Source organism: Vibrio alginolyticus NBRC 15630 = ATCC 17749, from assembly GCF_000354175.2.
Classification (GTDB): Bacteria; Pseudomonadota; Gammaproteobacteria; order Enterobacterales; family Vibrionaceae; genus Vibrio; species Vibrio alginolyticus.
On sequence record NC_022359.1, the window covers coordinates 136,244 to 160,310 of the forward strand.

Below are 24,067 nucleotides of genomic sequence, written 5' to 3' on the forward strand. Positions count from 1 at the left end.
TGTCGAATGACAATCGAATTTTCTAACTTCTCTTTTAGATATGAGTCGCTGGACAAACCGACGCTAAAAAATATCAATCTAAGGATAGAGAAAGGAGAGAAAATCGTCATTATCGGTCCAAGTGGTAGTGGTAAATCTACCCTTGGGCAATGTCTTAACGGACTGATCCCACACGCAATCAAAGGGGAAACCAGTGGAACATTGACCATCAATGGTCAAGACACCGCCCCTTTCGACATGCACCAATACACTGAGCAAGTTGGCACCGTACTGCAAGATACGGACAGCCAATTTGTCGGCTTGAGCATTGGCGAAGACATCGCATTTGCGCTGGAAAACCAGCTAACTTCAAATATCGACATGTACCCATTGGTCAAAGCCACGGCCAAAATGGTCGACTTGGAACAGATGCTAGAACGCTCACCCCACGATTTATCTGGCGGGCAGAAACAGCGTGTTTCTTTGGCGGGCATTCTCGTCGATGATGTCGATATCCTTTTGTTTGATGAACCACTAGCTGCGCTTGACCCTAAAACGGGTAAAAAACCATCGAGATCATCGATGATCTACACCGCGAAACGGGCAAAACCATCGTAATCATTGAGCATCGTCTTGAAGACGTTCTGCATTGCTCAGTTGACCGTATTATCTTGATGGAAAGCGGCAAAATCATTGCCGATACAACGCCAGATGAAATTTTAGCGTCGCCTCTGCTAGAAGATTACGGCATCCGCGAACCGCTTTATATTTCAGCACTGAAAGAAGCAGGCTGCGCGATTGAGGGCGATGCAAAACCTTCTAGCTTAACTACCTTACCGTTGGAGCAATATAAACCGGCAGTACAAGCATGGTTTGATGGTTCAAAAGCACAACCGCCCAAAACGCCAGCCGAGACTTTGCTTGAAGTCCGTGGCCTCACCTATTCTTACGACGGTGAGAAAAACGCGTTAGAAGACGTGAGTTTTGACATCAAGCGTGGCGAGTTTGTCTCTGTACTTGGCAAAAATGGCTCGGGTAAATCGACCATCACCAAACTGATTATGGGCGTTATTGAAGCGGATAGCGGCTCAATGAGCATGAATGGTCAAGATCTTAACGAACTGACCATCTTCGAGCGCAGCCAGAAAGTGGGTGTGGTGATGCAAAACCCGAATCACATGATTTCCCATCACATGATTTTCGACGAAGTGGCCTTCGGCCTCCGTAATCGTGGCGTTGAAGAGAAACAAATCGAAGCTAAAGTACTTGAAGTCCTTGAGCTGTGCGGTTTGAGCAAATACCGTCACTGGCCAATCGAAGCATTGAGCTACGGCCAGAAAAAGCGCGTAACCATTGCGTCAATTTTGGTCTTGGAACCAGAGCTTCTGATCCTTGATGAACCGACGGCAGGTCAGGACTATCGAAACTACACGTCTATGCTGAGTTTCATCGAAAAGCTCAATCGCGAGTTGGGCGTAACCGTAATGATCATCTCTCATGACATGCATTTAGTGTTGGAATACACCTCGCGCTCTATCGTGATTGCAGACAGTAAATTAGTCGCGGATGCACCAATGACGCAGGTATTCAGCAGTCCAGAGCTACTAGACCAAGCAAACCTCACTACCACAAGTTTGTTTGAGTTGGCTACGAAAGTTGGTATCGAGGACACCAATGGCTTTATGCAGCACTTTATCAATGTAGAAAAAGCGCACCGCCAACAAAAAAGCGACGACGTAAACCAACTAGAGAAAGCGGTGGCATGAAAGACAATAAGATGAAGTTTGGTATCAACTACATCGATACCCAATCGCCACTTCATAAGTTGAATGGCATTACTAAGTTCTTGCTTTTCATTGCTTGGGTAACGGTGGTATTGACCACATTTGACTTGCGAATCATCGCGCTGTTGATCGTGCTGGGTTTGGGCTTATTGAAAATGACCAAAGTGCCCTTTCATGTCTACAAACCGCTGTTATTCGGTACAGGCACGGTATTACTGATCAATGCCCTGTTTATGTTCGCGTTAGCACCGCAACAAGGTACTGAGTTCATGGGTTCATCAACGGTTTTACTCTCGTTACCCGGTAATTACTCGCTCACTCAAGAGACATTGTTTTACCTAGTAACAGTGACGTTGAAGTACTTCAGCATGTTCCCAATCGCGTTGGTGTTTGTATTTACCACTCATCCGACAGAGTTTTCAGCCAGCTTGAACCGTTTAGGTGTGCCTTACAAAATCGCCTATGCCGTAAGCTTAACGCTGCGCTACTTGCCGGAAGTGAAAAAGGACTTTGTTAACATCATGCACGCGCAACAAGCACGCGGAGTAGAACTGAGCAAGAAGGCTCCGTTGTTCACTCGTATGAAGAACGTCGCGAAGATTCTTGGACCTCTGATTTTCTCTAGTTTAGACAGAGCCGATCAAATCTCAAACGCGATGACGCTACGTGGTTTTGGCCGCCACTCCTCTCGCACTTGGTACAGCTTAAAACCACTGACCAAAGCCGATATGATCTGCATGGCCTGGATTGCGGCGATAGTGATTGCTGCGATCAGCAAGCGTGTGATGGACACACAACTGTTCTGGTATCCGTTTTAAATTCTGAAGCTTCAAACTGAACATAACGTGGTTAGTGTTGTGACCACGTTATCTTCCGTCTTTCCCTTCGATAACTCGCCTGCTGGCTTCTTGCTTGCAAGTATTCAAAAGAAGCGGTGATTTCAGCGGCTCACTGATGTGCCAGAAAGTTGCTTATTCAAACGACCAACATGAACTAAACTCATCAGTTTTATCAGGGGCTTAATGATCAACTGCGCACTGCCTACAATGAAAAGCCAAGTACCACTTTCAATCAACGAATCATTCAAAAAGAAAAAGCTACCAATTAAAAACCAAATAGCAATGAGTAGGTCGTTTGCAGCACCTAACGCCTCATAGCGGCGCTGAATAACGATGTGACGGCTTCCTAGATCTAAATCCAACTCTCTGCCATGTATCTGCACTGTATAGCTCCCCTCTTATTGTTTCGCGTCAGTTATGCCCAAGTTATTTCGAAATACTTAGTTCTAAACCCTAACGGACGTAGCATGCATTGACAACCATTAGGGGGATTATCTATTTGCAATAAAAAGAAAAGGACGCATAAGCACCCTTTTTAGTGAGTCTAATTACAGGTATTCGCTTTAATGATTAGATAGTGAGTACCAACTTAACTCCACTTCAACAAGCGAGTTTCGTTGCCTTCTTCCGGCTTCGCTGGAATATTGAGTGACAACAGCAAGCTCACTGCTGCCATACCAGCGCCGATGTAAAATACGCTAGCAGGTGAAACCAGCCAGATGACACCAAACGTAACAGGTATTACAACTGCAGCAATATGGTTAATCGTAAACGCAACGCCTGCGGTCGACGCCATATCGGCAGGATCGGCAATTTTCTGGAAGTAGGTTTTAATCGCAAGCGCTAACGCGAAAAATAAATGATCGACAACATACAATGCTGCCGCCCACTCTGCCGTTTGCACCAAACCGTACCCGACGAACACGAAGATCAAACCGACGTATTCAAACATCAACGCTTTGCGCTCACCAACAACGCCGATAAAACGGCCTATTCGCTTCGCAAACAAGAAGTTAAAGACATAGTTAATCAGGAACAACAACGTAATATCTGCGGCGGAGTAACCAAACTTTTCTACCATCAAGAAACCAGCGAACACCGTAAAAATTTGACGGCGTGCTCCACTCATAAACGTAAGCGCATAGTATAACCAGTAACGTTTACGCAGGATGAGCTTCTTGTTCTGAGGTACTTTTGTCTTAAATTGTGGGAAGGCAAATGCCATCACCAAAATGAGCACAAAACCTAAACCACCAGCCATTAAATAGACCGTTTTAAAATCAAGTTTGAGCTGTTCGAGCGAAACCCAAATGGCGCCGTAGGTAAACAGAGAAGCCAAAGCTCCAACAGAAATAAACTTACCCAGCATTTCTGGCGCTTCTTCTTTAGATAGCCATTGTAAAGACAAAGACTGCTTGAGTGTTTCAAAGTAATGGAAGCCGGTGGACATTAACAAGGTTGTAAAAAGTAGACCGTACAAAGTGGGAAAATAACCTGTTAATGCCGTACCAAGCGTAAGCATCGCCAAAGAGACGAGCATAAAGCGTTGCTCTCGGATAAACAGCAATACAAACACGGCGGTAAAGGCCAAAAAACCCGGAATTTCACGCACACTTTGCAATAAGCCTATGTCGGCACCATCAAAGTTTGCTTTCTCGATAACAAAGTTGTTCAACAACGCCATCCAGGTAGAAAAAGCAATGGGCACGATAATGGAAATTAACAGGAGGAAATTTTGCGGCGTTCTCCAGCCGTGCGATGAGGTAGTCATGATGTTTCCTTTAAATATGAAGGCATCATCATAGCTTTAAATGTAACAAATTCGCAATATCATTATTATTTTCAGCCCAGAGCAAGCAGATATGGCTGAGGGATATTGTTATGAAGACAAACATCGCACTTAACTCCTTGGCGAAGCGCGATGTTCAAGTATCAAGAGAAATAAATCATGAGTAAATGTGCTCAGTGGCTTAATCAATGACTTTTACTGATAGGCGATTTTTAAATTCAAACACATGTTCTGGACATACATCCAAACAACGACCACAGCTAATGCAGTTTTGATCCATAACTCGACGATCTCCCTCTTTCAAAGGCTGCCGAAGCACTTCTGGTTCTGGGCAAACGTAAAAGCAATCCATGCATTTGGTGCAATCTTCGCGGCGAACAGCAGTAACGCGCAACAGGCTTTTTCGGCCTATCACGCCATAGGTAGCCCCCAGTGGACATAAGTGCCCACACCACCCATGCTCAACCAAGAGTAAATCCAACACGAACACTAGGGCGATCAACACCCAACCTGCGCCCATACCAAACACCAACCCGCGATGCAGTGCCGCCACCGGATCTAACCATGTCCAAAGAATTGCGCCAGACAGCGCACTGCCCAACATCAAAACAGGGATCAGCCAATAACGAATCACGGGAGACCAACGATAGCTCGCTTTAATGTTGAGCTTCCGACGCAACCACGCCGCCAAGTCTGTCACGATGTTCAACGGGCACACCCAAGCACAAAATGCGCGCGGCGCCAAAATCGCGTAAAACACCACGACAATCACTACGCCTAACAACGCATTAAACTCCGGAACATGCCCTGTCGCCAAAGCTTGAAGCACAATTAACGGGTCACTTAACGGCACGGTATCGAGCAACATACTTGATGACAGATTACCAGTTAGAATTCCCAGCGTCGGCCCAGCCATAAACAGCGCAATGATGGTGAACTGACATAGCCGACGTAAAATCAAAAACCGATGCGCGCGCCACCAACCAAGCTTTTCAAGCGCTTCTTTGCCAGCATTTTGAGCTAAATTCTTTGCCATTACTTACCTCCTTTTAGCGATTCAAGCGCACCTTCCGGCACAGGCGTCTCACTAGGGAGGATATTTTCGAGTGGTTTGTCGATCTCTTTCCAACCAAAATTGTAGTGGCTGCCCACTTTGCCTTTCGCCAAATCCGTCGGGACGACTTTAATAGCAGCGACATCCAACACGCACGCTTGTTCACACTTACCGCATCCGGTACACACTTCCGAATTCACTGTAGGGATAAGTTTGGCGTGATAACCGGTTCGGTCGTTGTGAACCATCTCTAACGTGATGGCTTCATCAATCAGCGGACAAACGCGATAACAAACATCGCATCGTAACCCTTGCCAGTTAAGGCAAGTTTCATGGTCAATAAGAACCGCTGTACCCATTCGAGCATCATCAATATCGGTTAATTTCGGATCCAGCGCCCCACTCGGACAAGCGACAACACAAGGAATGTCTTCGCACATTTCGCAGGGAATATCGCGTGCAGTAAAGTAAGGTGAGCCAGTCGCGACGGGTGAAAGTAATGTCGCAAGTTTCAAGGTATCGTAAGGACATGCCTGAACACACAAGCCACATCGAATACAAGCTGATTCGAAATCGCCTTCCGGCAGTGCACCAGGCGGACGAATAGGCACACCTTTGGTTTCTCGAGCTTGGCTTTGTAGCGATTGTAAGCCCAATACACACGCAGCTGCGCCAACACCAGCCGCAGTTCGAGCTGTATCACGCAAAAATCGGCGCCGACTTTGCGATATTTTAGACTGAGAGGATTTCATGCTATTTCCTCAACAAAACTCCCTTATCAAGTTAAGCATAAATAGCCCTAAACGTGTCGTTTCCCTATACCTCATAGGAGGTAACCCCATCCTCTATTGATTCAAGTCAACTGACGCACAGTGCCGTCGTCACAGTTTGACTAAATGCGTTTATTTACTGCGACATGAAATTCACCACGATACTCTGCAGTACGCGCCATTCTCAGTACAATAATTCAACACCTTTGCAATCTACTCGCTCAATTCGATGATAAATCACTACTAAAAATTCAAAAAATGACATCATAACAAGCTAATTTAAAAGGCATTTATCCATTAAACATAAAAAACACTATCCAAATAAGAAAACTGTGGTTAGATTAAAAATTAAAACTAAAAAGCGAAGGAGAGAGGCATGGAAATTATCGTACGTCCAACGACCGTCGAAGACGCAGCGGCACTCGTAGAAATCTATTCACAACCAAAAGCACAACGTGAAACCCTGCAACTCCCAAAGCCTTCGCTCGCGATGTGGGTGGAAAGATTGTCAAACATACCTGATGGTGTTTATAGCTATGTCGCTGAAATTGATGGTAAAGTCGTCGGTAATATTGGCTTTCACCACTCTCTACGTCCAAGAACGATGCACACGGCATCGTTTGGCATCGGAGTACATGATAGTTTCCACGGACTCGGTATTGGTAGCAAGTTGATAGAAACAGTCACTGAACTAGCAGATAACTGGTTAAATGTGAGAAGAATTCAGATAGAGGTCAATGCCGATAACGACGCCGCCATTGGGCTTTATAAAAAGCATGGATTTCAAATTGAGGGTGAAGCGATTGACGGTTCCTTCCGTGATGGTGAATTCATCAATACCTATTACATGGCGCGCATCAGACCAGGCCAAAGATAAAACAAAGCCTCCTACTAATTGGAGGCTTTTCTTTTTAAACTTCGACTCACTTTCGTAAGTAAGCCAACGCTCTGCGAGTCAATGCTTCTGTGTATGGATTGATCTTCCAGTGGTCGGGACTCCAACCTTTCACAAATCGCTGAAAGTCTGCCCAAGCCACAGCAAACAAAGGACGCCATTCACGCTCGACTTCATTAGGGTCAAGATTCGGTTGATAGCCCATTAGCGCGTGTTGCAACTGAGCAAAATACGTATCCAAAACCCAAACTTCCATCTCTGCACAACGTTCTGGCTTAACGGCACTACTCATAAACAGTGCCACATCTTTCATGGCACACCCACATCCAACGTATTGAAAGTCAACCGCAGCAACGTTTGATTCTTCTTCATCAAAACAGAAGTTCGCCAATTTGGCATCACCGTGTACTAGTGTTTTAAACTTAGCTTGCGAAAGCGTTTGATCAATCAATTGAGCCGTATTTTGTAGCTCAGTGTCTTGCAATGCTTCAAGCTCGTCGGGTCTGGTTGCTAAGTGCCAGTATGTACCGATATGCCACAACTTATCAGAACGAACATTGATGTATCGCGCATGAAAGTTCGCCAACCAAGTGAGGCAGGCTTGTAGATGCTTTAGCTGTGCATCTGTGATGACTTTTGGAAAGCCCACCTCGGCGAGATCATCCATCACAATGAGCCATTCATTCTCCGATTGGAACGTTTTTAGACCTTGTGGTACTCGGCAGCGAGTATCCACCCCTCCAGAAAAATACTCATACCAATTCACTTCCACCTGATAAGAGTGCAACTTTCTTTGATGAGAACGGTCCGTATTCCAGCCTCTAGGATGCTCTGAAGGCTTAGGGAGTTTTACATGCTTAATGATCACCGAACGAGTAGAATAAGTAACTCGGACTAACTCCCCATAGCCTCCCCATAGCGATTGTATGACTTCTACAGAGCGGTAATTACCGAGATTGAGTTCCTGGCCAATATTTTGGTAGCATTGGTGGTTGTTACTCATCATGCGATCAGATGTGACCACGTTTGGTTCTTCTCCATATAGTGAATAACATATGGGCAAACTGGTTTGATTTGATAACCGAGTGACTCAATTTCTGGCAACACCGCTTCCATCATCACTTTTCCGTACCCCTTACCTCGCAGTGCTTCAGGAACAACCGTTGATGTAATGTGCATGACATTACCCTTAAGCTGATAAATCACCTTGGCTTTATAACCCTGCTCTAAATCAACCCAGAATGTACTATTCGTGGTCTCATGAGTTACTTTATGCATATCTTGCTCTCTAATTTTTGTTACAGATTGATTGAATCAAACTATATCACTGAATAAAATCGATACCATGCGAGAGTGCTGCTTCGCCTCACGCGATTACCTTCTTACATCAGGTACGACAATTATAATGAGAAATATGAGCCCAATTGCCAGAGACGGCAAGCTACCTCTGCAAAGCAAGAAGGCACCAGAACGTCAGGCAAGTACATTAAATAGCACCGATGCAATGGCAATGGTCGAACATGGCAGTGAAGTGAGCTTAAACGTCACCACCCCCGTTGGTACAAAGTTTATTACAACCAGCACATTTGTTGGCTGTCACTCAAATAATACTGCATTGATAGAGGTTCCGAACATCTCCGATGAAGACTTGAAGTTCTATTTTCAAGAAGGCTTTTGGATCAATGTAAAAGCCTACTCTCATCGAGGTGAAGGGGCCGTTATCCCATTTCGGGCCCAATTACAGCATCGACTAGGCGATCCGTACCCAATTTTGGTGCTAGACCTACCCAACACTATGCAGGTCTTTCAGCTTCGCAAAGAAGTGCGTTACGAAGTAAATTTGAGAGCGCGTGTTTGTTTAGAAGCCTATCGAACTGAATGCGAAATAAGAGATTTATCTCGTAGTGGCTGTCGTTTTGTAACATCACCAATGAGCCGACCACTTCAGGTTGGTGACCACGTTTCATTGGATCTAACGATGCCCGGAGAAAGTCGTATGCTAGCGCCGTTGCGAGGTCGTATTTGTAATTTACAAAAATCAACGCATTATGCTCGCTACGGAATGGAGTTTGATGAGGTTGGTAAAAACAACGCTAAAAACCTCCTCAGTCACCTCAAATTTGATGGGACTAAGCTCACACTAAAAAGATAGATTTGATAACCCCTATCGCTTATCAAGAAGCTTTGAAGTGCTAGAAAACAAGAAACCCCTTACTTTTCAGTAAGGGGTTTTTATTTACTAAGAATAAGGCAGTATCTTAGATAAGAGTCATGACTTAGAAGTCGTAACGTAGACCTAGCGCTAGCTCATCTTTTTCAGCCGCGCCTTCGTTATCCATTAGATCGAAGTTGTATGATGCGTAGCCACGGAAGTTAGGCTTGAAGTAGTAAGTTACATCAACAGCTAGGTTTTCTACAGTATCTGCGTCTTCTAGTTCACCTTTGTTGAACGTAGAAGTGAATACAGTTTGACCCATAGTGTAAGCAGCGGCTAGTTCGTAGCCTTTGTAATCAAAAGTCTTACCTGCAACATCCATATCCGCGCCAGTGTAGTTACCAGCGAAGTAGAAGTCACCTACAGAGTATGCAGCTACCAGCATGAACTCATCGCTGTCGTTTTGATCTGCGTAACCAGCACCTAGTTCAAAACCAGTGTTAGCAAACGCGTAAACACCAGATAGAGAGAAGCCATCTTCCTCGTTGTCTGTAAAGCCTTGTGCATCTGTTGTGCGATCAGCAAAACGGTAGCTAGCGCGTACAGCTAGTTGCTCGAATTGGCCTTTGTAAGACAGCATGTTATCTGTACGGTCAGAAACAGGCAGTTTAAGTGCTGCTGTGTTACCGTGGTAAGCCATAATGTCAGTAAAGTCAGTAAGAACCACTAGTGCGCCGTCGTTTTTACCGTAAGTTACTTCACCGTATTTGCCACCCAGACCCGCATAAGCGTAACGAGTTTCAAGACTGTCTGTCTCACCAACTTTGTTACCTTTAGAATCAAATACATCATAAGTTTCAGTTACAAACTCACCTTCCCAAAAACCAACGCCGTATAGGTTCTCATTGATTTCCTGTTTGCCTAGGAAGTTAAGACGGATGCGAGTACGGTCTTCTGCCTTACCATCCATCATAGAAAGACGCGCTTCAGCGCGGCCGCCCATCTCAAGAGAAGTGCCATCTTGGTTGTATAGTTCTGAAGCGACAACTTGAGATCCTGATGCCATTAGCGCCACTGCTACAGCTAAAGTTTTTAATTTCATTTTTATTTTCCATATCATTGTTTTATATGTGTTTTCTCACCAGAAAAACAGGACTTTTCTGTACCAACGAGAAAACTGGCGGCATAGTAGCAGCTGTTATTTTTCACGCAACGTGTTGAATAAACAGCGCTTATAGAAGAAAACACCACTTAAAATGACGATATGAATACCTCTCAACCATCAAGTTATCGGTTGAGTTAAAAAAAATGTTCGCGTCAAAAAAAAATTGACGAAAAAAATGTAAAAACAATATCACAAAACGTGATATTGCCCGCAAAAAAACTTGTTAACTGACTGTTTTAGATAGACTTATTGATAATAAATCCGATTGTTACAAACAAAAAATCCCTGAGCATTCACTCAGGGATTTAGAGATTTGATAAGTAGATGATGAATTAAAGCTTAAAGAAACTTAATTGCTCTTTCTGCTTCTCTGCAAGTAATGAAAGCTCAGTACTCGCACTTGCACTCTGGCTGATGCCCGCTACGTTTTGGTTTACAAGCTCCGACATGTTAACCACGTTGCGATTGATATCTTGAGTAACTTGAGACTGCTCTTCGGCTGCGGTTGCTACTTGCGTGTTTGAATCGTTGATGTTGGCGACCGACTCGGTAATTCCAACCAACGCCTCATTCGCTTGTTGCGTCAGCTCGTTGTTGCGGCTAAGCATATCAAGGCTGACTTGCATACTGTCATTCGCAAGCCCAGACTGCGCTTGAAGCTCTTCAATGATCGTTTGGATCTCTTGTGTCGAGTCTTGAGTACGCGCTGCTAGCATGCGTACTTCATCAGCTACTACCGCAAAACCACGACCAGACTCACCAGCTCGCGCCGCTTCAATCGCAGCATTCAATGCTAGCAAGTTGGTCTGCTCAGATACGCCGCGAATCACTTCAATAACATCGTTGATCTGTACAGATTGCTCTTTTAGACGCAAAACAACTTGCGCTGCATCGTTCAATGCTTGAGACATTTGCGCACTTGCTTCCGCACTTTCTTGGAAGATAGCCAAACCTGATTGAGCAAGTCCATCAGCTTCACGCGCGGTTGCGTCAGCAGAGGTCGCGTTATCACTCACATTATTCGCAGTGCTTGCAAGCTCGTTAACCGCAGATGCAACTTGCTCGATCTCCGCCAACTCTTGTTGAGCGTTCGCTTCCGCTTGCGTCATTACTGCAGCTAATTCGGTCGATGCAGATGCAACTTCCTCACTAATACGGGTTAACTGGTCCACAGTGTTGTATAACTGCTCTGCGGTTTGGTTTACATCTTTGCTCAGCTTAGAGATCTCATTGTCCCCATCGACATCTGCACGTACTGATAGATTACCCATTGCTAACTGACGCATCACTTCTTGCAGCTTTTGGATTGGTGTAACAATCATGCCAGATAGGAACCAAGCGCCTATCAATGAGAAAGCAAATACCGCTAAAACCGTCAACATAGCGTTATTTTGCACACGTTCATTTTGCTGATGACTTCTGATAGTAGATTGTTCAGCTTGCTCGTTTACATGCTTTGATAGCGTGTTAATTTGTTGGACCATTTCTCGGCCAACATTGCGATACTCTTTGACAAATGCACGGTACTCGCTATCCGATTTCAAACCTTGATCGTATTGGTTGAAGAAAGCAACTGAGCGCTCTGAATATCGCACATAGGATTCAATTGCTTGGCGAACTTTAACGGCATCGTCACGGAATAGGTTTCGGGCTTCAATTGCGCTTAAATCGGCATCAACTTGCTTTAAGCCTTCTTTCAATTCGGTTAGAAAATTCTCACGACGAGAAGCATCGTAAATAGCGTAAACCGCGCTTATGCGCAGAGGGTAAATTTGGTCGTCAATACTCGCCAATGTGTCTTTGTGAAAAACCAAAGATTCTTGGTTGGAAGCAATAACATCTTGCTCTGCTTGAAGATTGTTTTTAGTAATCCAAAGAGCAATAAACAAAACAATCGCGGTAAATAATACCGGAACCAAAATTTGCGTTCGTACTGACAAATTTTTCAGTGATAACTGCATGACAGGGCCTCAGTTGTATGCGTGATGTCTATATCCAAACAAACTCGAGCAGTGCCTATAACAACGTTACTTTTCGGCAGTTTGAATATCTATGCTTCCTTGCGACGGGATAAATCCCAGACGAATAAACAAGTGGCGAATATTAGAGGTCGATCACACTTTTGTCTAGTACAAAAACTCTCCATTTTCAATCTGTTATTGACAATATCCCGACAGTGGCGTCGGGATATTGTCGTTATGATAAATTATGATCACTTATGATGAGATACATTCACATTTAGGACGGTTTCAGCCTATTTTCTCAACGAATTGAGCTTAGCTTGAGCAAGGCCAAAAATGGTATCGATTGGATAAGAACCTTCATCAGTTGGCTCACCAGCAACTTTCCCCGTAAACAATTCGATAGCTTCAGTAACATGGTCAATCGCCCAAATATTAAACTCGCCTTTTTCGACTGCTTTCACGATGTCGGAACGAAGCATTAGATTGTGAACATTAGAGCGCGGAATAATGACCCCCTGCCCGTCATGACGACCTTTAATTACACACACATCATAAAAGCCTTCGATCTTTTCGTTTACGCCACCAATAGGCTGAGCTTGACCAAATTGATTCATCGACCCTGTTATCGCAATGTCTTGTCGGTTTGGTTGCTTTGAAAAAGCAGACACAACCGCACATAACTCAGCCATGCTGGCACTATCACCATCAACACCACCATAAGATTGCTCAAAGGTAATGGTTGTCGTTAATGGCACTCGTGCCGTTTTACCAAATACGGAAGATAAGTAGGCAGACAAAATCATCACGCCCTTAGAGTGAATACTGCCACCCAAATCCACGCTGCGCTCGATATCGATAACATCCCCATCACCGTAACACGTCGTCGCTGTGATGCGATTCGGTGCACCAAACATGTAGTCACTAGTGCTCAATACCGAAAGTGCGTTCACTTGGCCTACGGCTTCTCCTTCGGTGCGAATCAGCGTTGTGCCGTTAATAAAGGTTTCCATTACGTTATCGCGTAATCGGCTTACTCGCATTTCTTGGTTATTGAGCGCCTCTTCAACATGCCCAATACGAATCATGTTGGAGTTGGCTTGACGAGCTACGTAGTTCGACTCTCGAAGCAAGTTGGCGATATTAGCCGAATGTAGAGATAGCTTGGATTGGTCGCCAGACAAACGTGAGCTGTATTCGATGATTCGAGCAATGGCTTTGCGATCGCAATGCAGCATATTGTTGTCATGCACCACGCTAGAGATAAAGCGCGCGTAATGCAGCTCAGACTCCGGCGTACGTTTCATTTCGTCTTCGAAATCTGCCGTCACGCGGAACAACTCGCTGAACTCTGGATCGTAATGTTGGAGTAATTGGTAAGTTCGGTAATCACCAAATAAGATGATTTTGATATCAAGCGGAATCGGTTCAGGATCGAGTGATACCGCCCCCGTCAATGTGACTTCTTTTTCTAGAGACGTAAAACTCAATTGACGAGCACGCAATGCGCGCTTCAAACCATCCCAAACGTAAGGCTGTTCAAGTACTTTCTGAGCATCCATTAATAGAACGCCGCCATTCGCCTTATGCAAGCTCCCTGCGCGAATCAGCGAGAAGTCGGTAAACACCGTTCCCTTGAAAGTGGCAGTCTCAATCGACCCGAAGAGTGAATGATAGTTGGGGTTTTCTTCAACAACGATAGGAAATTCGCTGCTTTTACGGCTTACCAAGACGTTCACTTTATAACGACGTGGCAATTTTTTATCCAAGGATGCCGTCGCAATTTCGCCTTGCTCGCCACTTTGGTCAAGGAAGATATCTGCGTTTTCAACAATATCTTTTTGCAGCTCAGTTAAGTAGGTTTTGATTTCGGAATATTGCGCGTAATCCACTTTGAGTTTTTTGATGAAGTGAGTAATCACATCAAGCGTCACTTCATCATTGAGCTTTTTGATTTTATCGCTGTATGTCTCTTCCCACTCCGTAAGCTCACGAACCATCGAGCGCAATCGCACTTCGAGTTCATCAATAGCATCGCTGAATTGCTCTTGTTCTTTTTTGCTTAGTACATCAAAAGACTCTTCCGTATGAAGCTCATCACCGTTCATGGCGACAAACTGATAATCCCCCTGTGTAGTCAGTGTTAGGCTGATGCCTTTTTCTTTTGCCTCTCGACTAATACGATCCAGCTCGTTTTGTTGCTTAGCTGCCAATTGATTTTTTAATCGCTCAGCGCGGCTAAAGTACATTTCATTGTCGAATGCTAGGGGTAAAGCATTCAATAATTTGCCCATTAAAGCTTCAATATCAACACGTAGCTTATTTCCGATACCACAAGGCAGCTTTAATACCTTTGGTGTACGGGTATCCTCAAAGTTCGCAACGTAACACCAATCAAACAGGGCTGCTGCATCGTGTTGGTGACGATTCAGATAGCGCAAGATCATGGTGCGTTTACCTAGCCCATTCTGACCAATGGCGTAGATGTTATACCCTTTCTCTTTGATGGACATCGCAAACTCGACCGCTTTTTGCGCGCGCTCTTGGCCCACGATTTCATCAATTGGAGGTAACTCCTTGGTCGACTTACATGGCATATTCTCTAGATCTGCTACAGAATATAGCTGCTTAGCTTCCAATCTTAGTATTGCCATATCCACTTCCTTTTTTCTTATTTTCGTCATTTGAGTGTAGAGATTATTTGCTTAATTTTAAGTGATTTACCTTCCACCCTAGATTGATTGGACATTTTATGAACACATAAGTGATATTAACACGCACTTGCAATTGATAATCAATTTCATTTAATATCTAAACAAATCAAATGTTGTGGAGATGGATATGAATATTGAGCAATGCTGGATGCGCTACTTAAAAGCGGAGCAACTGATGGAACAAGGCCATTGGCCAGAAGCTCATCGTTTATATGACGACGTGCTCAACAATCTACCCAACCACATTCATTTAGCGCTAGAAAATGCACAAACTAAACCTTGCCAGTTTGTATGTCTCATTACGGGGCTTAGAGATGCCAGCGTGACGCAATCAGAGATTCTCAACAAACTCGGCTTACAACATGATGCGTTCTCAATACTCAATCAAACTTACGCGCTATTTCAATTTTTGCAGCTAGAGAGCCATGAACTGATTGAGCGCGTAGGTCACCTACTTGGTCAACAGAGCGAAGACTTGTTAGCTCACATGGCGGCATTTTGCGCTGCCCAACGTAATGCTCAATGGATGATAGAACTCGAGCACGTAACGCGCGCGCATGAGCAGTTCTTACATTTGCAAGTAATGAGTTCGGCAAAAGCTTCGCCTTCTCACCTGTATAATTAATCTAAAGCTCAAGCATTGAGGCCAGCTAGGTTTGTACTGTCCATTGCTTGAGTATCATTTGCTTTATCAACCACAAGGATCTGTGATGTCTTCTAAAACCATTCTTTCGGTGAACAACCTATCAGTCAGCTTTACGACAAACGATGGGATCGTCGATGCAGTAAAGAATGTTAGCTTCGATTTAAAAGCAGGCGAGACGCTGTCCATCGTTGGCGAATCTGGCTCTGGCAAGTCAGTATCAACCAATGCACTGATGAAACTACTGCCAGACAACGCTATTTTGCATGAAAACTCATCCATCATGTTTGAGGGTAGCTCCATCTTGGATAAAACAGAGCGTGAAATGCAAAGTATTCGCGGTGATCGCATTGGCATGATTTTTCAAGAGCCGATGACCTCACTAAACCCGTACATGCGGGTGGGTATCCAAGTCGCTGAGGCCATCATGTGTCACCGCCCGGTCGACAGACGAACAGCAAAAGCAAAGGTGTTAGAGCTGTTTGAATTAGTTCATATGCCAAACCCAGAAAAAGCGTACAACAAGTACCCACACGAATTTTCTGGTGGTCAATTGCAACGCATCATGATTGCGATGGCACTGATTAACGAGCCCGATATTTTGATCGCCGACGAACCTACAACAGCGTTGGATGTCACGGTTCAAGCAGAAGTGTTGCACCTGATTAAAGAAATTCAGGCTCAGATGGGCATGGCAATCCTATTTATTACTCATGACTTAGGCGTCGTAAAACACTTTGCAGATCGTGTCATTGTGATGTGTAAAGGAGAAGTCGTCGAAGAAGGCGAAACACAAACACTCTTCAAGGACCCAAAGCACGAATACACACGTATGCTAATCAATTCGATTCCTAAAGGCAGTAAGGAGCCTATTAGCGAAAGTGCTACGCAGCTGTTAAAGGCTGACGATATACGAGTCAAATTCTTGGTAAAGTCGCATTTTATTGCGAGCAAGAATGAGTACTTCGAAGCGGTAAAAGGCATTTCTCTTGAGCTTAAACAAGGAGAGACCCTCGGGATCGTTGGGGAGTCCGGTTCAGGTAAGTCTACACTCGGCCGAGCTTTGATAGGTCTACTGCCCTCAACTGGCAAAATAGAATATAAAGGCCAAGATATGGCCTTGCTGACAAACAAAGAACGTTTTGAGCTGAAAAAAGACGTTCAGATGGTATTCCAAGACCCTTATGGTTCGCTTTCTCCTCGTATGACTATCGGCGAGATCATCACTGAAGGATTAACTGTCCACCAGCCAATGTTGAGTAAAAAAGAACGTATGCAGAAAGCACGCGACGTGCTTCGAGAGGTTCGCTTAGATCCCGCGTCCATCAACCGTTATCCACACGAGTTTTCGGGAGGCCAGCGTCAGCGTATTGCTATCGCGCGAGCACTAATTCTTGAGCCTTCGTTTATTTTGCTTGATGAGCCAACCTCTGCATTGGACCGCTCGGTTCAACTGACTGTGATTGATCTCCTGAAAGACTTGCAGAAAAAACACAATATTGGCTACTTGTTTATTAGCCACGATCTATCAGTAGTTAAAGCACTCTCTGATCGTGTTCTAGTCATGCAAAAGGGCGAGGTCATGGAACAAGGTACGGCCGAAAAGATTTTCCAAAACCCTAAAAATGACTACACGAAAAAACTGATAGATGCCTCATTTGATCTTGAAAACAGTGAAAATCAGCACAATGCGGCTTAGGTTCATCACAGTTTCATATTCATAAACTAGGATTAAGAAAAGGTGATAAATTCATCTTGTCTTAAGAATGGCGTAGCTGCCTTTCGGTTTGGCCGCCGAGACTGGTTGGTTCAAGAGTCAGACTTAGTCAACCTGGCTCAAATACTGGCAAACAGTATGAATTGAGTTCCCCCAACCATGAAAAATGCCGCGACACTGTCGCGGCATTTTTTTATTCTCAGAAGTTTCTAACAACTAGGGCATTAAATTGACTCAATACCCATATTATGTAACGTAAATGCATACACGTCTGTGGTGAGGTCAATTTGCTTACTCAGCGGCATTCCTGCACCATGACCGGCATTAACATCAATGCGTATCAATACTGGATTAGAGCCTTGCTGTTTGTCTTGCAGCTTCGCAATAAATTTGTACGAATGTGCTGGCACAACTCGGTCGTCGTGATCAGCAGTTGTCACCAAGGTAGCAGGATATTGCACGCCTTCTTTTACATTGTGAACAGGAGAGTAACCAAGCAAGTATTGGAACATCGCTTCACTTTGCTCCGACGTGCCATAGTCATACTTCCAGCCTTCTCCAGAAGTAAACGTGTGATAACGCAGCATATCAAGCACGCCAACCGCAGGCAGCGCGACTTTGAATAGTTCAGGGCGTTGCGTCATACACGCTCCAACTAACAAACCACCATTAGAACCACCGCGAATCGCTAGGCGATCCGAGCTAGTGTAGTCGTTTTCAATCAGGTATTCCGCCGCCGCAATAAAGTCATCAAACACGTTTTGCTTTTGCTGCTGAGTGCCTGCGTTGTGCCAGGCTTTACCGTATTCACCGCCGCCTCGCATGTTGGCGACAGCGTATATACCACCCAACTCTAGCCAGTTGGCTACATTGCCAGAAAACATTGGAGTAAGGCTGATGTTAAAACCGCCGTAACCATACAACATGGTTGGTGCTCTACCATCAAGTGCAATGCCCTTCTTGTATGAAATGATCATCGGAACTTGCGTGCCGTCTTTTGAGGTGTAAAACACCTGTTTTGATTCATACTCATTACGATCGAACGGTGCCTTTGATTCCTGAAACAGTGTCGATTCACCAGATTCGACATCAAATGAGAAGATCGTCGGAGGCGTCACGTAGTTAGTGAATGTGTAATAAAGTGTGGTTTCTTCTTTTTTACCCGCCAGACCATAAGCCGTGCCTTCTCCCAGCAATTGTACATCTCGAATCCACTCACCTTGGTAGTTAAACTGCTGCACTTTAGAAAGCACATCTACCATATAAGTCGCAAACAGATAACCGCCACCTTTGCTGATTTCTAACGGCTGTTCTTGTTCAGCAATCACGTCAGCCCATTGTTCTGTCTGAGTGTTGTAGCTGACAACTTTGCCGTTCGGCGCATCTAGGTTGGTGTAAAGCAGCAAGGTCTCGTCTTGACTATCAATCAAGTAGGTGTCGCCTTGCGTTGTATCGCGCAGCGTCACAATTGCTTGGGAGTCAGACTGTAAATCGATATAAAACAGACGATTACCCGATGTAGATTCTGCGCCAGAGATAATAAGGAAGCGATCATCTGTCGTCGTCGTACCAGACACATAACGATGAACTTGCGTATCCAACTCACCAAAAATCACTTTATCTTCAGATTGAGGGGTACCAAGTTCATGATAATAAAGCTTGTGATGCTCAGTTCGAGCAGACAACTCGCTGCCTTGCGGCTTATCGTAGCTTGAGTAATAGAAGCCTTTGCTGCCCAGCCAAGAAATCGACGTAAACTTCGCATCAACAATCTCAGGCTCTAACTGTTCTTTGGTTTCCGTATCAATGACAAAGATCTTACGCCAATCACTACCCCCTTCTGAGATGGAATACGCGACCAAACGGTAGTCTTTAGAGAAGCTGACTTCGCCAAGAGAGGTCGTGCCCTCTTCGGAGAAAGTATTTGGATCAAGGAAAACCTCGGCTTCTCCCTCGCCTTTACGCCGATACAATACGCTTTGGTTTTGCAAACCGTCGTTTTTGTAGAAGTAGGTGTAGTCACCACGTACAAATGGCTGGGAATATTTTTCGTAGTTTTGACTGTTCGCCACTAAGTCACGGATTTGTTGGCGGTACGGTATCTGACCAAGGAAATCGAAGGTGACCGAATTTTGACCCGAAACCCATTGTGCGGTTTCTTCACTGCGATCATCTTCTAACCAGCGATAAGGGTCGGCAATGTCGTGACCAAAATAAGTGTCCACGACAGAATCTTTACGTGTTTTTGGGTAATGCATAACGTCCGTGTTACTCCGTTGTTTTTATTAAGTTGTTTATCTTCAATCGTTTTATTGCGGTGATTACCTTAGAGCACCCAATTTTGATTTCAACGACATTGTTTTAAATCTATGAAGAACCTAGAAATAATGAGATATCGTTAAGTACCGGTCACGAATGTGCTCAATAAGCAGCTTCACTTTGTTCGGTGGTTGACGAGTAAACGGATACACCGCGTAGATACCCAACTTTTTACCTACTAATTCAGGAAAAATATCCACCAGTTGACCATTACGAATATCGTGATACACCAAGCAGCGCGGGACGTAAGCAATACCATGGCCGCCCAGAGCGGCTTTACGTAATGCGGTCGCGTTATCAGTAGAAAAGCAGCCCGATACTTTGACGATGTAATTGCCATCTTCTCCTTTAAACTCCCAATCCGTTGCACCTGTGGTTTGGTAAGCGTATTGCAGACAATTGTGCGTGGTGAGATCAATCGGCTCGATCGGTTTCCCATTTTTCGCAATATAAGAAGGTGACGCGCATACCACCCATTGGGAATCGAGAATATGTCGTGCGATCAAACTGGAGTCGGCTAGGTAGCCAGTTCGAATGACTAAATCGTAACCATCAGCCACTAAATCGACAAAGCGATTATCCAATGACATATCCACGGTCAGACCCGGATGAAGGTTACAAAATTCGGCAACAGCATCAGCAAGTATCAAATCTCCAGAGATACACGGCACGGACATTTTTATATGACCGCTCACATTCTCTCCAAAGCCTGCAACAGCATCCATAGCCTCCTGAGTGGCCTGCTTCACATTTTTAGCACTGTGGAGTAACACCTTACCTGCCTCGGTCAAGGTTAATTTGCGCGTTGTTCGATATAATAGCTGAGCCCCTATTTCTTCCTCCAACCTCGCCATTCTTTTGCTAACTACCGAATTTGTAAGGTTATTTGCCTCTGCAACCTTACTAAAGCTGCCAAGTTCGATTACTTGAGAAAATAGGATTAAGTCGTCTGCTCTCATACCATTATGTCACTTTTGGAATTAATTATTTTCATTATTTCCCTATATCAACAAAAAATAAAGGAGTAAATTCACGCCAAATTAACAAAACCATTACAACAAAAAGTCACCTCTACAGCGGATTGACACCGTTCGAGAAGTCAGCGTACGAAGGATGTACAAATGAGTGAAACCCTACTTGCCCTAGTGGCATTTTCGCCAATTGTTGTTGCCGCCATCTTATTGGTTGGTCTCAACTGGCCTGCTAAAAAAGCCATGCCTGTTGCGTTCGGTCTAACCGTCGCTATCGCACTTATGTTTTGGGATATGTCAGCCAATCGCGTACTGGCTTCCGTATTCCAAGGACTCGGCATTACTGTCTCTGTTCTATGGATCGTGTTTGGTGCCATCTTCTTGCTCAACACTTTAAAACACACTGGAGCGATCACCACAATCCGTAATGGATTTACCGATATTTCGGCTGACCGCCGTGTACAAGCCATCATCATTGCTTGGTGCTTTGGCTCGTTCATTGAGGGCGCATCTGGGTTCGGTACCCCGGCAGCAATCGCTGCACCACTACTGGTTGCAATCGGCTTCCCTGCGCTAGCCGCTGTCCTTATGGGCATGATGATTCAGTCTACGCCTGTTTCATTCGGCGCGGTAGGCACGCCTATCATCGTAGGTGTAAACAAAGGTTTAGACACGCATAACATCAGTGAGTCGTTGGCCGCACAAGGTGCAACGTGGGAAATGTACCTGCAAGATATCACAGCTCACGTTGCTGTCATTCACGCAGTCGTAGGTACGATGATCCCGGTATTAATGGCGATGATGTTAACACGTTTCTTCGGCAAGAACAGAAGCTGGAGTGAAGGCCTGGATATTCTACCATTTGCGTTATTCGCTGGTGTCTCTTTCACCGTTCCATACGCGTTAACCGGCGTATTCTTGGGCGCAGAGTTCCCTTCACTTATCGGTGGTTTGGTTGGTCTGTCTATCGTTGTTACCGCAGCGAAAAAAGGCTTCTTAGTACCAAAGACTAAGTGGGATTTCGAAAGCGAAGACAAATGGCCTGCAGAGTGGTTAGGTTCGCTAAAAGTCGATCTAAACGACAATCCGGGCAAGCCAATGAGCATCGTAAAAGCTTGGGTTCCATATGTAATGCTGGCAGTTATTCTCGTCGCAAGCCGCGTTAGCCCTGAGCTGAAAGGCTTTGTACAAAGCGTAAGTTTGTCGTTCAGCAACATTCTTGGTGAGACTGGCGTTAGCGCTGCGATTCAGCCGTTATACCTTCCTGGTGGCATTCTGGTGTTTGTCGCACTACTTGCTGCAATGTTACAAAGCGGCAGCGTAAAGCCATTGCGTGAAGCATTTGGCGAGTCAAGCAAAACACTGATTGGGGCGGGTTTTGTCTTGGTATTTACCATTCCGATGGTTCGTATCTTTATCAACTCAGGCATCAACGGTGCTGACCTAGCAAGTATGCCCGTCACAACCGCAAACTTCGCCTCTGACCTTGTTGGTTCTGCGTTCCCAGCGCTGAGTGCCACCGTTGGTGCACTGGGTGCGTTCATCGCTGGCTCAAACACGGTATCAAATATGATGTTCAGCCAGTTCCAATTCGAAGTGGCACAAACGTTGTCTATTTCGAGCGTGATTGTTGTATCACTCCAAGCCGTCGGTGCTGCCGCAGGTAACATGATTGCGATTCACAACGTTGTTGCCGCATCAGCCACGGTAGGTTTGCTTGGTCGAGAAGGCGCAACATTGCGTAAGACGATTATCCCTACGTTCTACTACATTGTAATGACAGGCATTATTGGATTGGTGCTGATTTATGGCTTCCAAATGACAGATGTCTTAATGAAGTAACGCGAAATGCAGGGTTTACAGCCCTGCCTAATTTGACACAGCTGTCTGCACTACTACCCCGACATGTTGATTTAGCTTGCTACATCAATTCCCCCGACAGCTGTGTCACCCTTTCCAGTTTGCATAACTGATTGAGTGATTTAATAAAATTTTTCAACCAATTATGTAAATGGGTTACCAACATCACCGATTCAAACGTAAGTGAACCATAGGTAACTATACTCATTTTGATGTCTTCACTGCTTTGCGATGAAGACTCAACGAAAGAGCAAATTGCTCCACAACTTTGCTTAGAATAACCGCTAGGACACCATTATGATTATCTCAGCTTCTACTGACTACCGCGCTGCCGCGAAAGCCAAGCTTCCCCCGTTTCTATTCCATTATATTGATGGCGGCTCATACGACGAACGCACGCTGAAGCGTAATACTGACGATTTAGGTGATGTCGCTCTTCGCCAACGCGTCCTACGCGATATGACAGATTTGAGCCTCGAAACCGAGATCTTCGGTGAGAAACTGGCAATGCCAATCGCGCTAGCTCCTGTTGGTCTAACTGGTATGTACGCGCGCCGAGGCGAGGTGCAAGCAGCAAAAGCAGCCGAGAAAAAAGGCATCCCATTTACTATGTCGACTGTTTCAGTTTGTCCGATTGAAGAAGTCGCACCTGCAATTGAACGTCCAATGTGGTTCCAGCTTTACGTGCTTAAAGACCGTGGCTTTATGAAAAACGTACTTGAGCGTGCAAAAGCAGCAGGCGTAACAACGCTGGTGTTTACCGTTGATATGCCAGTTCCTGGCGCACGTTACCGTGACATGCACTCAGGTATGAGTGGTCCTAACGCGGCCATGCGTCGTGTATTCCAGGCGATGCGCCACCCAAGCTGGGCGCTGGATGTGGGTCTACTTGGTAAACCGCACGACTTAGGTAACATCTCAACTTATCGTGGCGAACCAACAAAGCTAGAAGATTACATCGGCTGGTTAGGCGCAAACTTCGACCCTTCTATCTCCTGGAAAGATCTTGAGTGGATTCGTGATTTTTGGGATGGCCCAATGGTTATCAAAGGCATTCTAGATGAAGAAGACGCGAAAGATGCGGTACGTTTCGGCGCAGATGGCATTGTGGTATCTAACCATGGTGGCCGTCAGTTAGATGGCGTACTTTCAAGTGCTAAAGCACTACCAAGCATTGCGGATGCGGTAAAAGGTGATCTTAAGATCTTCGTAGACTCTGGTATTCGTACTGGTCTTGATGTCGTTCGTATGCTCGCACTTGGTGCAGACTGTACGCTTCTTGGCCGTTCATTTGTATACGCATTGGCAGCACAAGGCGGAGCAGGCGTTGAAAATCTACTGGATCTGTACGATAAAGAAATGCGTGTAGCAATGACGCTGACTGGCGCTAAGTCTATCGCGGATCTTTCACGCGATTCGCTAGTGAAAATCCCATAATCTTTGCAAGCGAGC

General features: G+C 45.1%; 18 protein-coding genes and 1 pseudogene. 8 read left to right on the forward strand and 11 right to left on the reverse strand.

Annotated elements, in window-relative coordinates:
• Positions 1-6 precede the first annotated feature (6 nt).
• Both N646_RS15910 and N646_RS15915 read left to right on the forward strand, forming a co-directional pair.
• A pseudogene (locus N646_RS15910) lies at positions 7-1,745 on the forward strand (ABC transporter ATP-binding protein).
• Positions 1,742-2,581, forward strand: a complete 840-nt coding sequence (locus tag N646_RS15915) for an energy-coupling factor transporter transmembrane component T family protein (RefSeq protein ID WP_005375131.1) — start codon at positions 1,742-1,744, stop codon at positions 2,579-2,581. Before N646_RS15910 ends, N646_RS15915 begins: the two are co-directional and overlap by 4 nt.
• A 122-nt stretch (positions 2,582-2,703) precedes the next feature.
• Here N646_RS15915 and N646_RS15920 read toward each other — a convergent pair whose 3' ends face one another.
• The 4 genes from N646_RS15920 to napG all read right to left on the reverse strand — a co-directional run bounded on the left by N646_RS15920 (position 2,704) and on the right by napG (position 6,197).
• On the reverse strand, positions 2,704-2,985 hold the full coding sequence (locus tag N646_RS15920; RefSeq protein ID WP_005375130.1) for a YrhK family protein: 282 nt from the start codon (positions 2,983-2,985) through the stop codon (positions 2,704-2,706).
• 206 nt (positions 2,986-3,191) lie between these two features.
• A complete protein-coding gene (locus N646_RS15925; protein WP_005375129.1) occupies positions 3,192-4,373 on the reverse strand; it encodes an MFS transporter in 1,182 nt (393 codons plus the stop codon).
• A 199-nt stretch (positions 4,374-4,572) separates the two neighbouring features.
• Positions 4,573-5,427: a quinol dehydrogenase ferredoxin subunit NapH gene (gene napH, locus N646_RS15930; RefSeq protein WP_017635480.1), complete on the reverse strand. Its 855-nt coding sequence runs from the start codon at positions 5,425-5,427 to the stop codon at positions 4,573-4,575.
• Positions 5,427-6,197 (reverse strand): ferredoxin-type protein NapG, encoded by a 771-nt coding sequence (napG, locus tag N646_RS15935; protein WP_005383947.1) that lies wholly within the window; start codon positions 6,195-6,197, stop codon positions 5,427-5,429. Before napG ends, napH begins: the two co-directional genes overlap by 1 nt.
• A gap of 394 nt (positions 6,198-6,591) precedes the next feature.
• Here napG and N646_RS15940 point away from each other — a divergent pair, with 394 nt between their 5' ends.
• Positions 6,592-7,092, forward strand: coding sequence for a GNAT family N-acetyltransferase (locus tag N646_RS15940; RefSeq protein ID WP_017820512.1), 501 nt, complete (start codon positions 6,592-6,594; stop codon positions 7,090-7,092).
• A gap of 46 nt (positions 7,093-7,138) precedes the next feature.
• Here N646_RS15940 and N646_RS15945 read toward each other — a convergent pair whose 3' ends face one another.
• Complete coding sequence (locus N646_RS15945) at positions 7,139-8,116, reverse strand: phosphotransferase (RefSeq protein WP_017820513.1); 978 nt, start codon at positions 8,114-8,116, stop codon at positions 7,139-7,141.
• Positions 8,113-8,388, reverse strand: a complete 276-nt coding sequence (locus tag N646_RS15950; protein WP_017820514.1) for a GNAT family N-acetyltransferase — start codon at positions 8,386-8,388, stop codon at positions 8,113-8,115. The genes N646_RS15945 and N646_RS15950 overlap by 4 nt, the downstream gene beginning before the upstream one ends.
• 127 nt (positions 8,389-8,515) lie before the next feature.
• Here N646_RS15950 and N646_RS15955 point away from each other — a divergent pair, with 127 nt between their 5' ends.
• Positions 8,516-9,262 carry a flagellar brake protein gene (locus tag N646_RS15955; protein ID WP_042521645.1) on the forward strand — a complete coding sequence of 249 codons (747 nt, stop codon included), beginning with the start codon at positions 8,516-8,518 and terminating at the stop codon, positions 9,260-9,262.
• Between the two features lie 124 nt (positions 9,263-9,386).
• Here the strand turns inward: N646_RS15955 and N646_RS15960 are convergent, their stop codons facing one another.
• From N646_RS15960 to N646_RS15970, 3 genes are all read right to left on the reverse strand, one after another.
• Complete coding sequence (locus N646_RS15960) at positions 9,387-10,367, reverse strand: porin (RefSeq protein WP_005375122.1); 981 nt, start codon at positions 10,365-10,367, stop codon at positions 9,387-9,389.
• Between the two features lie 395 nt (positions 10,368-10,762).
• On the reverse strand, positions 10,763-12,391 hold the full coding sequence (locus N646_RS15965) for a methyl-accepting chemotaxis protein (protein WP_005375120.1): 1,629 nt from the start codon (positions 12,389-12,391) through the stop codon (positions 10,763-10,765).
• A 293-nt stretch (positions 12,392-12,684) separates the two neighbouring features.
• Positions 12,685-15,045 (reverse strand): Lon protease family protein, encoded by a 2,361-nt coding sequence (locus N646_RS15970; protein ID WP_005375118.1) that lies wholly within the window; start codon positions 15,043-15,045, stop codon positions 12,685-12,687.
• 187 nt (positions 15,046-15,232) lie between these two features.
• Between N646_RS15970 and N646_RS15975 the strand changes: the two genes are divergently transcribed.
• Both N646_RS15975 and N646_RS15980 read left to right on the forward strand, forming a co-directional pair.
• On the forward strand, positions 15,233-15,730 hold the full coding sequence (locus N646_RS15975) for a hypothetical protein (RefSeq protein ID WP_017820515.1): 498 nt from the start codon (positions 15,233-15,235) through the stop codon (positions 15,728-15,730).
• An 85-nt stretch (positions 15,731-15,815) separates the two neighbouring features.
• Positions 15,816-17,447 (forward strand): ABC transporter ATP-binding protein, encoded by a 1,632-nt coding sequence (locus N646_RS15980; protein WP_017820516.1) that lies wholly within the window; start codon positions 15,816-15,818, stop codon positions 17,445-17,447.
• 242 nt (positions 17,448-17,689) lie between these two features.
• Here the strand turns inward: N646_RS15980 and N646_RS15985 are convergent, their stop codons facing one another.
• Both N646_RS15985 and N646_RS15990 read right to left on the reverse strand, forming a co-directional pair.
• Entirely contained in the window at positions 17,690-19,723 is a 2,034-nt protein-coding gene (locus N646_RS15985) for a prolyl oligopeptidase family serine peptidase (protein ID WP_017820517.1), read from the reverse strand.
• A 120-nt stretch (positions 19,724-19,843) separates the two neighbouring features.
• A complete protein-coding gene (locus N646_RS15990) occupies positions 19,844-20,743 on the reverse strand; it encodes a LysR family transcriptional regulator (RefSeq protein ID WP_005375112.1) in 900 nt (299 codons plus the stop codon).
• 162 nt (positions 20,744-20,905) lie between these two features.
• Here N646_RS15990 and N646_RS15995 point away from each other — a divergent pair, with 162 nt between their 5' ends.
• Positions 20,906-22,597 carry an L-lactate permease gene (locus N646_RS15995; RefSeq protein ID WP_005375111.1) on the forward strand — a complete coding sequence of 564 codons (1,692 nt, stop codon included), beginning with the start codon at positions 20,906-20,908 and terminating at the stop codon, positions 22,595-22,597.
• Positions 22,598-22,912: 315 nt separating this feature from the next.
• Positions 22,913-24,052: an FMN-dependent L-lactate dehydrogenase LldD gene (lldD, locus tag N646_RS16000; protein WP_005383962.1), complete on the forward strand. Its 1,140-nt coding sequence runs from the start codon at positions 22,913-22,915 to the stop codon at positions 24,050-24,052.
• Positions 24,053-24,067: the final 15 nt, after the last annotated feature.

Coding starts and splice junctions, on each gene's coding strand:
- N646_RS15915 (WP_005375131.1), top strand. CDS start 1,742: ATGAAAGACAATAAGATGAAGTTTGGTATCAACTACATCGATACCCAA.
- N646_RS15925 (WP_005375129.1), bottom strand. CDS start 4,373: ATGACTACCTCATCGCACGGCTGGAGAACGCCGCAAAATTTCCTCCTG.
- napH (WP_017635480.1), bottom strand. CDS start 5,427: ATGGCAAAGAATTTAGCTCAAAATGCTGGCAAAGAAGCGCTTGAAAAG.
- napG (WP_005383947.1), bottom strand. CDS start 6,197: ATGAAATCCTCTCAGTCTAAAATATCGCAAAGTCGGCGCCGATTTTTG.
- N646_RS15940 (WP_017820512.1), top strand. CDS start 6,592: ATGGAAATTATCGTACGTCCAACGACCGTCGAAGACGCAGCGGCACTC.
- N646_RS15945 (WP_017820513.1), bottom strand. CDS start 8,116: ATGATGAGTAACAACCACCAATGCTACCAAAATATTGGCCAGGAACTC.
- N646_RS15950 (WP_017820514.1), bottom strand. CDS start 8,388: ATGCATAAAGTAACTCATGAGACCACGAATAGTACATTCTGGGTTGAT.
- N646_RS15955 (WP_042521645.1), top strand. CDS start 8,516: ATGAGAAATATGAGCCCAATTGCCAGAGACGGCAAGCTACCTCTGCAA.
- N646_RS15960 (WP_005375122.1), bottom strand. CDS start 10,367: ATGAAATTAAAAACTTTAGCTGTAGCAGTGGCGCTAATGGCATCAGGA.
- N646_RS15965 (WP_005375120.1), bottom strand. CDS start 12,391: ATGCAGTTATCACTGAAAAATTTGTCAGTACGAACGCAAATTTTGGTT.
- N646_RS15970 (WP_005375118.1), bottom strand. CDS start 15,045: ATGGCAATACTAAGATTGGAAGCTAAGCAGCTATATTCTGTAGCAGAT.
- N646_RS15975 (WP_017820515.1), top strand. CDS start 15,233: ATGAATATTGAGCAATGCTGGATGCGCTACTTAAAAGCGGAGCAACTG.
- N646_RS15980 (WP_017820516.1), top strand. CDS start 15,816: ATGTCTTCTAAAACCATTCTTTCGGTGAACAACCTATCAGTCAGCTTT.
- N646_RS15985 (WP_017820517.1), bottom strand. CDS start 19,723: ATGCATTACCCAAAAACACGTAAAGATTCTGTCGTGGACACTTATTTT.
- N646_RS15990 (WP_005375112.1), bottom strand. CDS start 20,743: ATGAGAGCAGACGACTTAATCCTATTTTCTCAAGTAATCGAACTTGGC.
- N646_RS15995 (WP_005375111.1), top strand. CDS start 20,906: ATGAGTGAAACCCTACTTGCCCTAGTGGCATTTTCGCCAATTGTTGTT.
- lldD (WP_005383962.1), top strand. CDS start 22,913: ATGATTATCTCAGCTTCTACTGACTACCGCGCTGCCGCGAAAGCCAAG.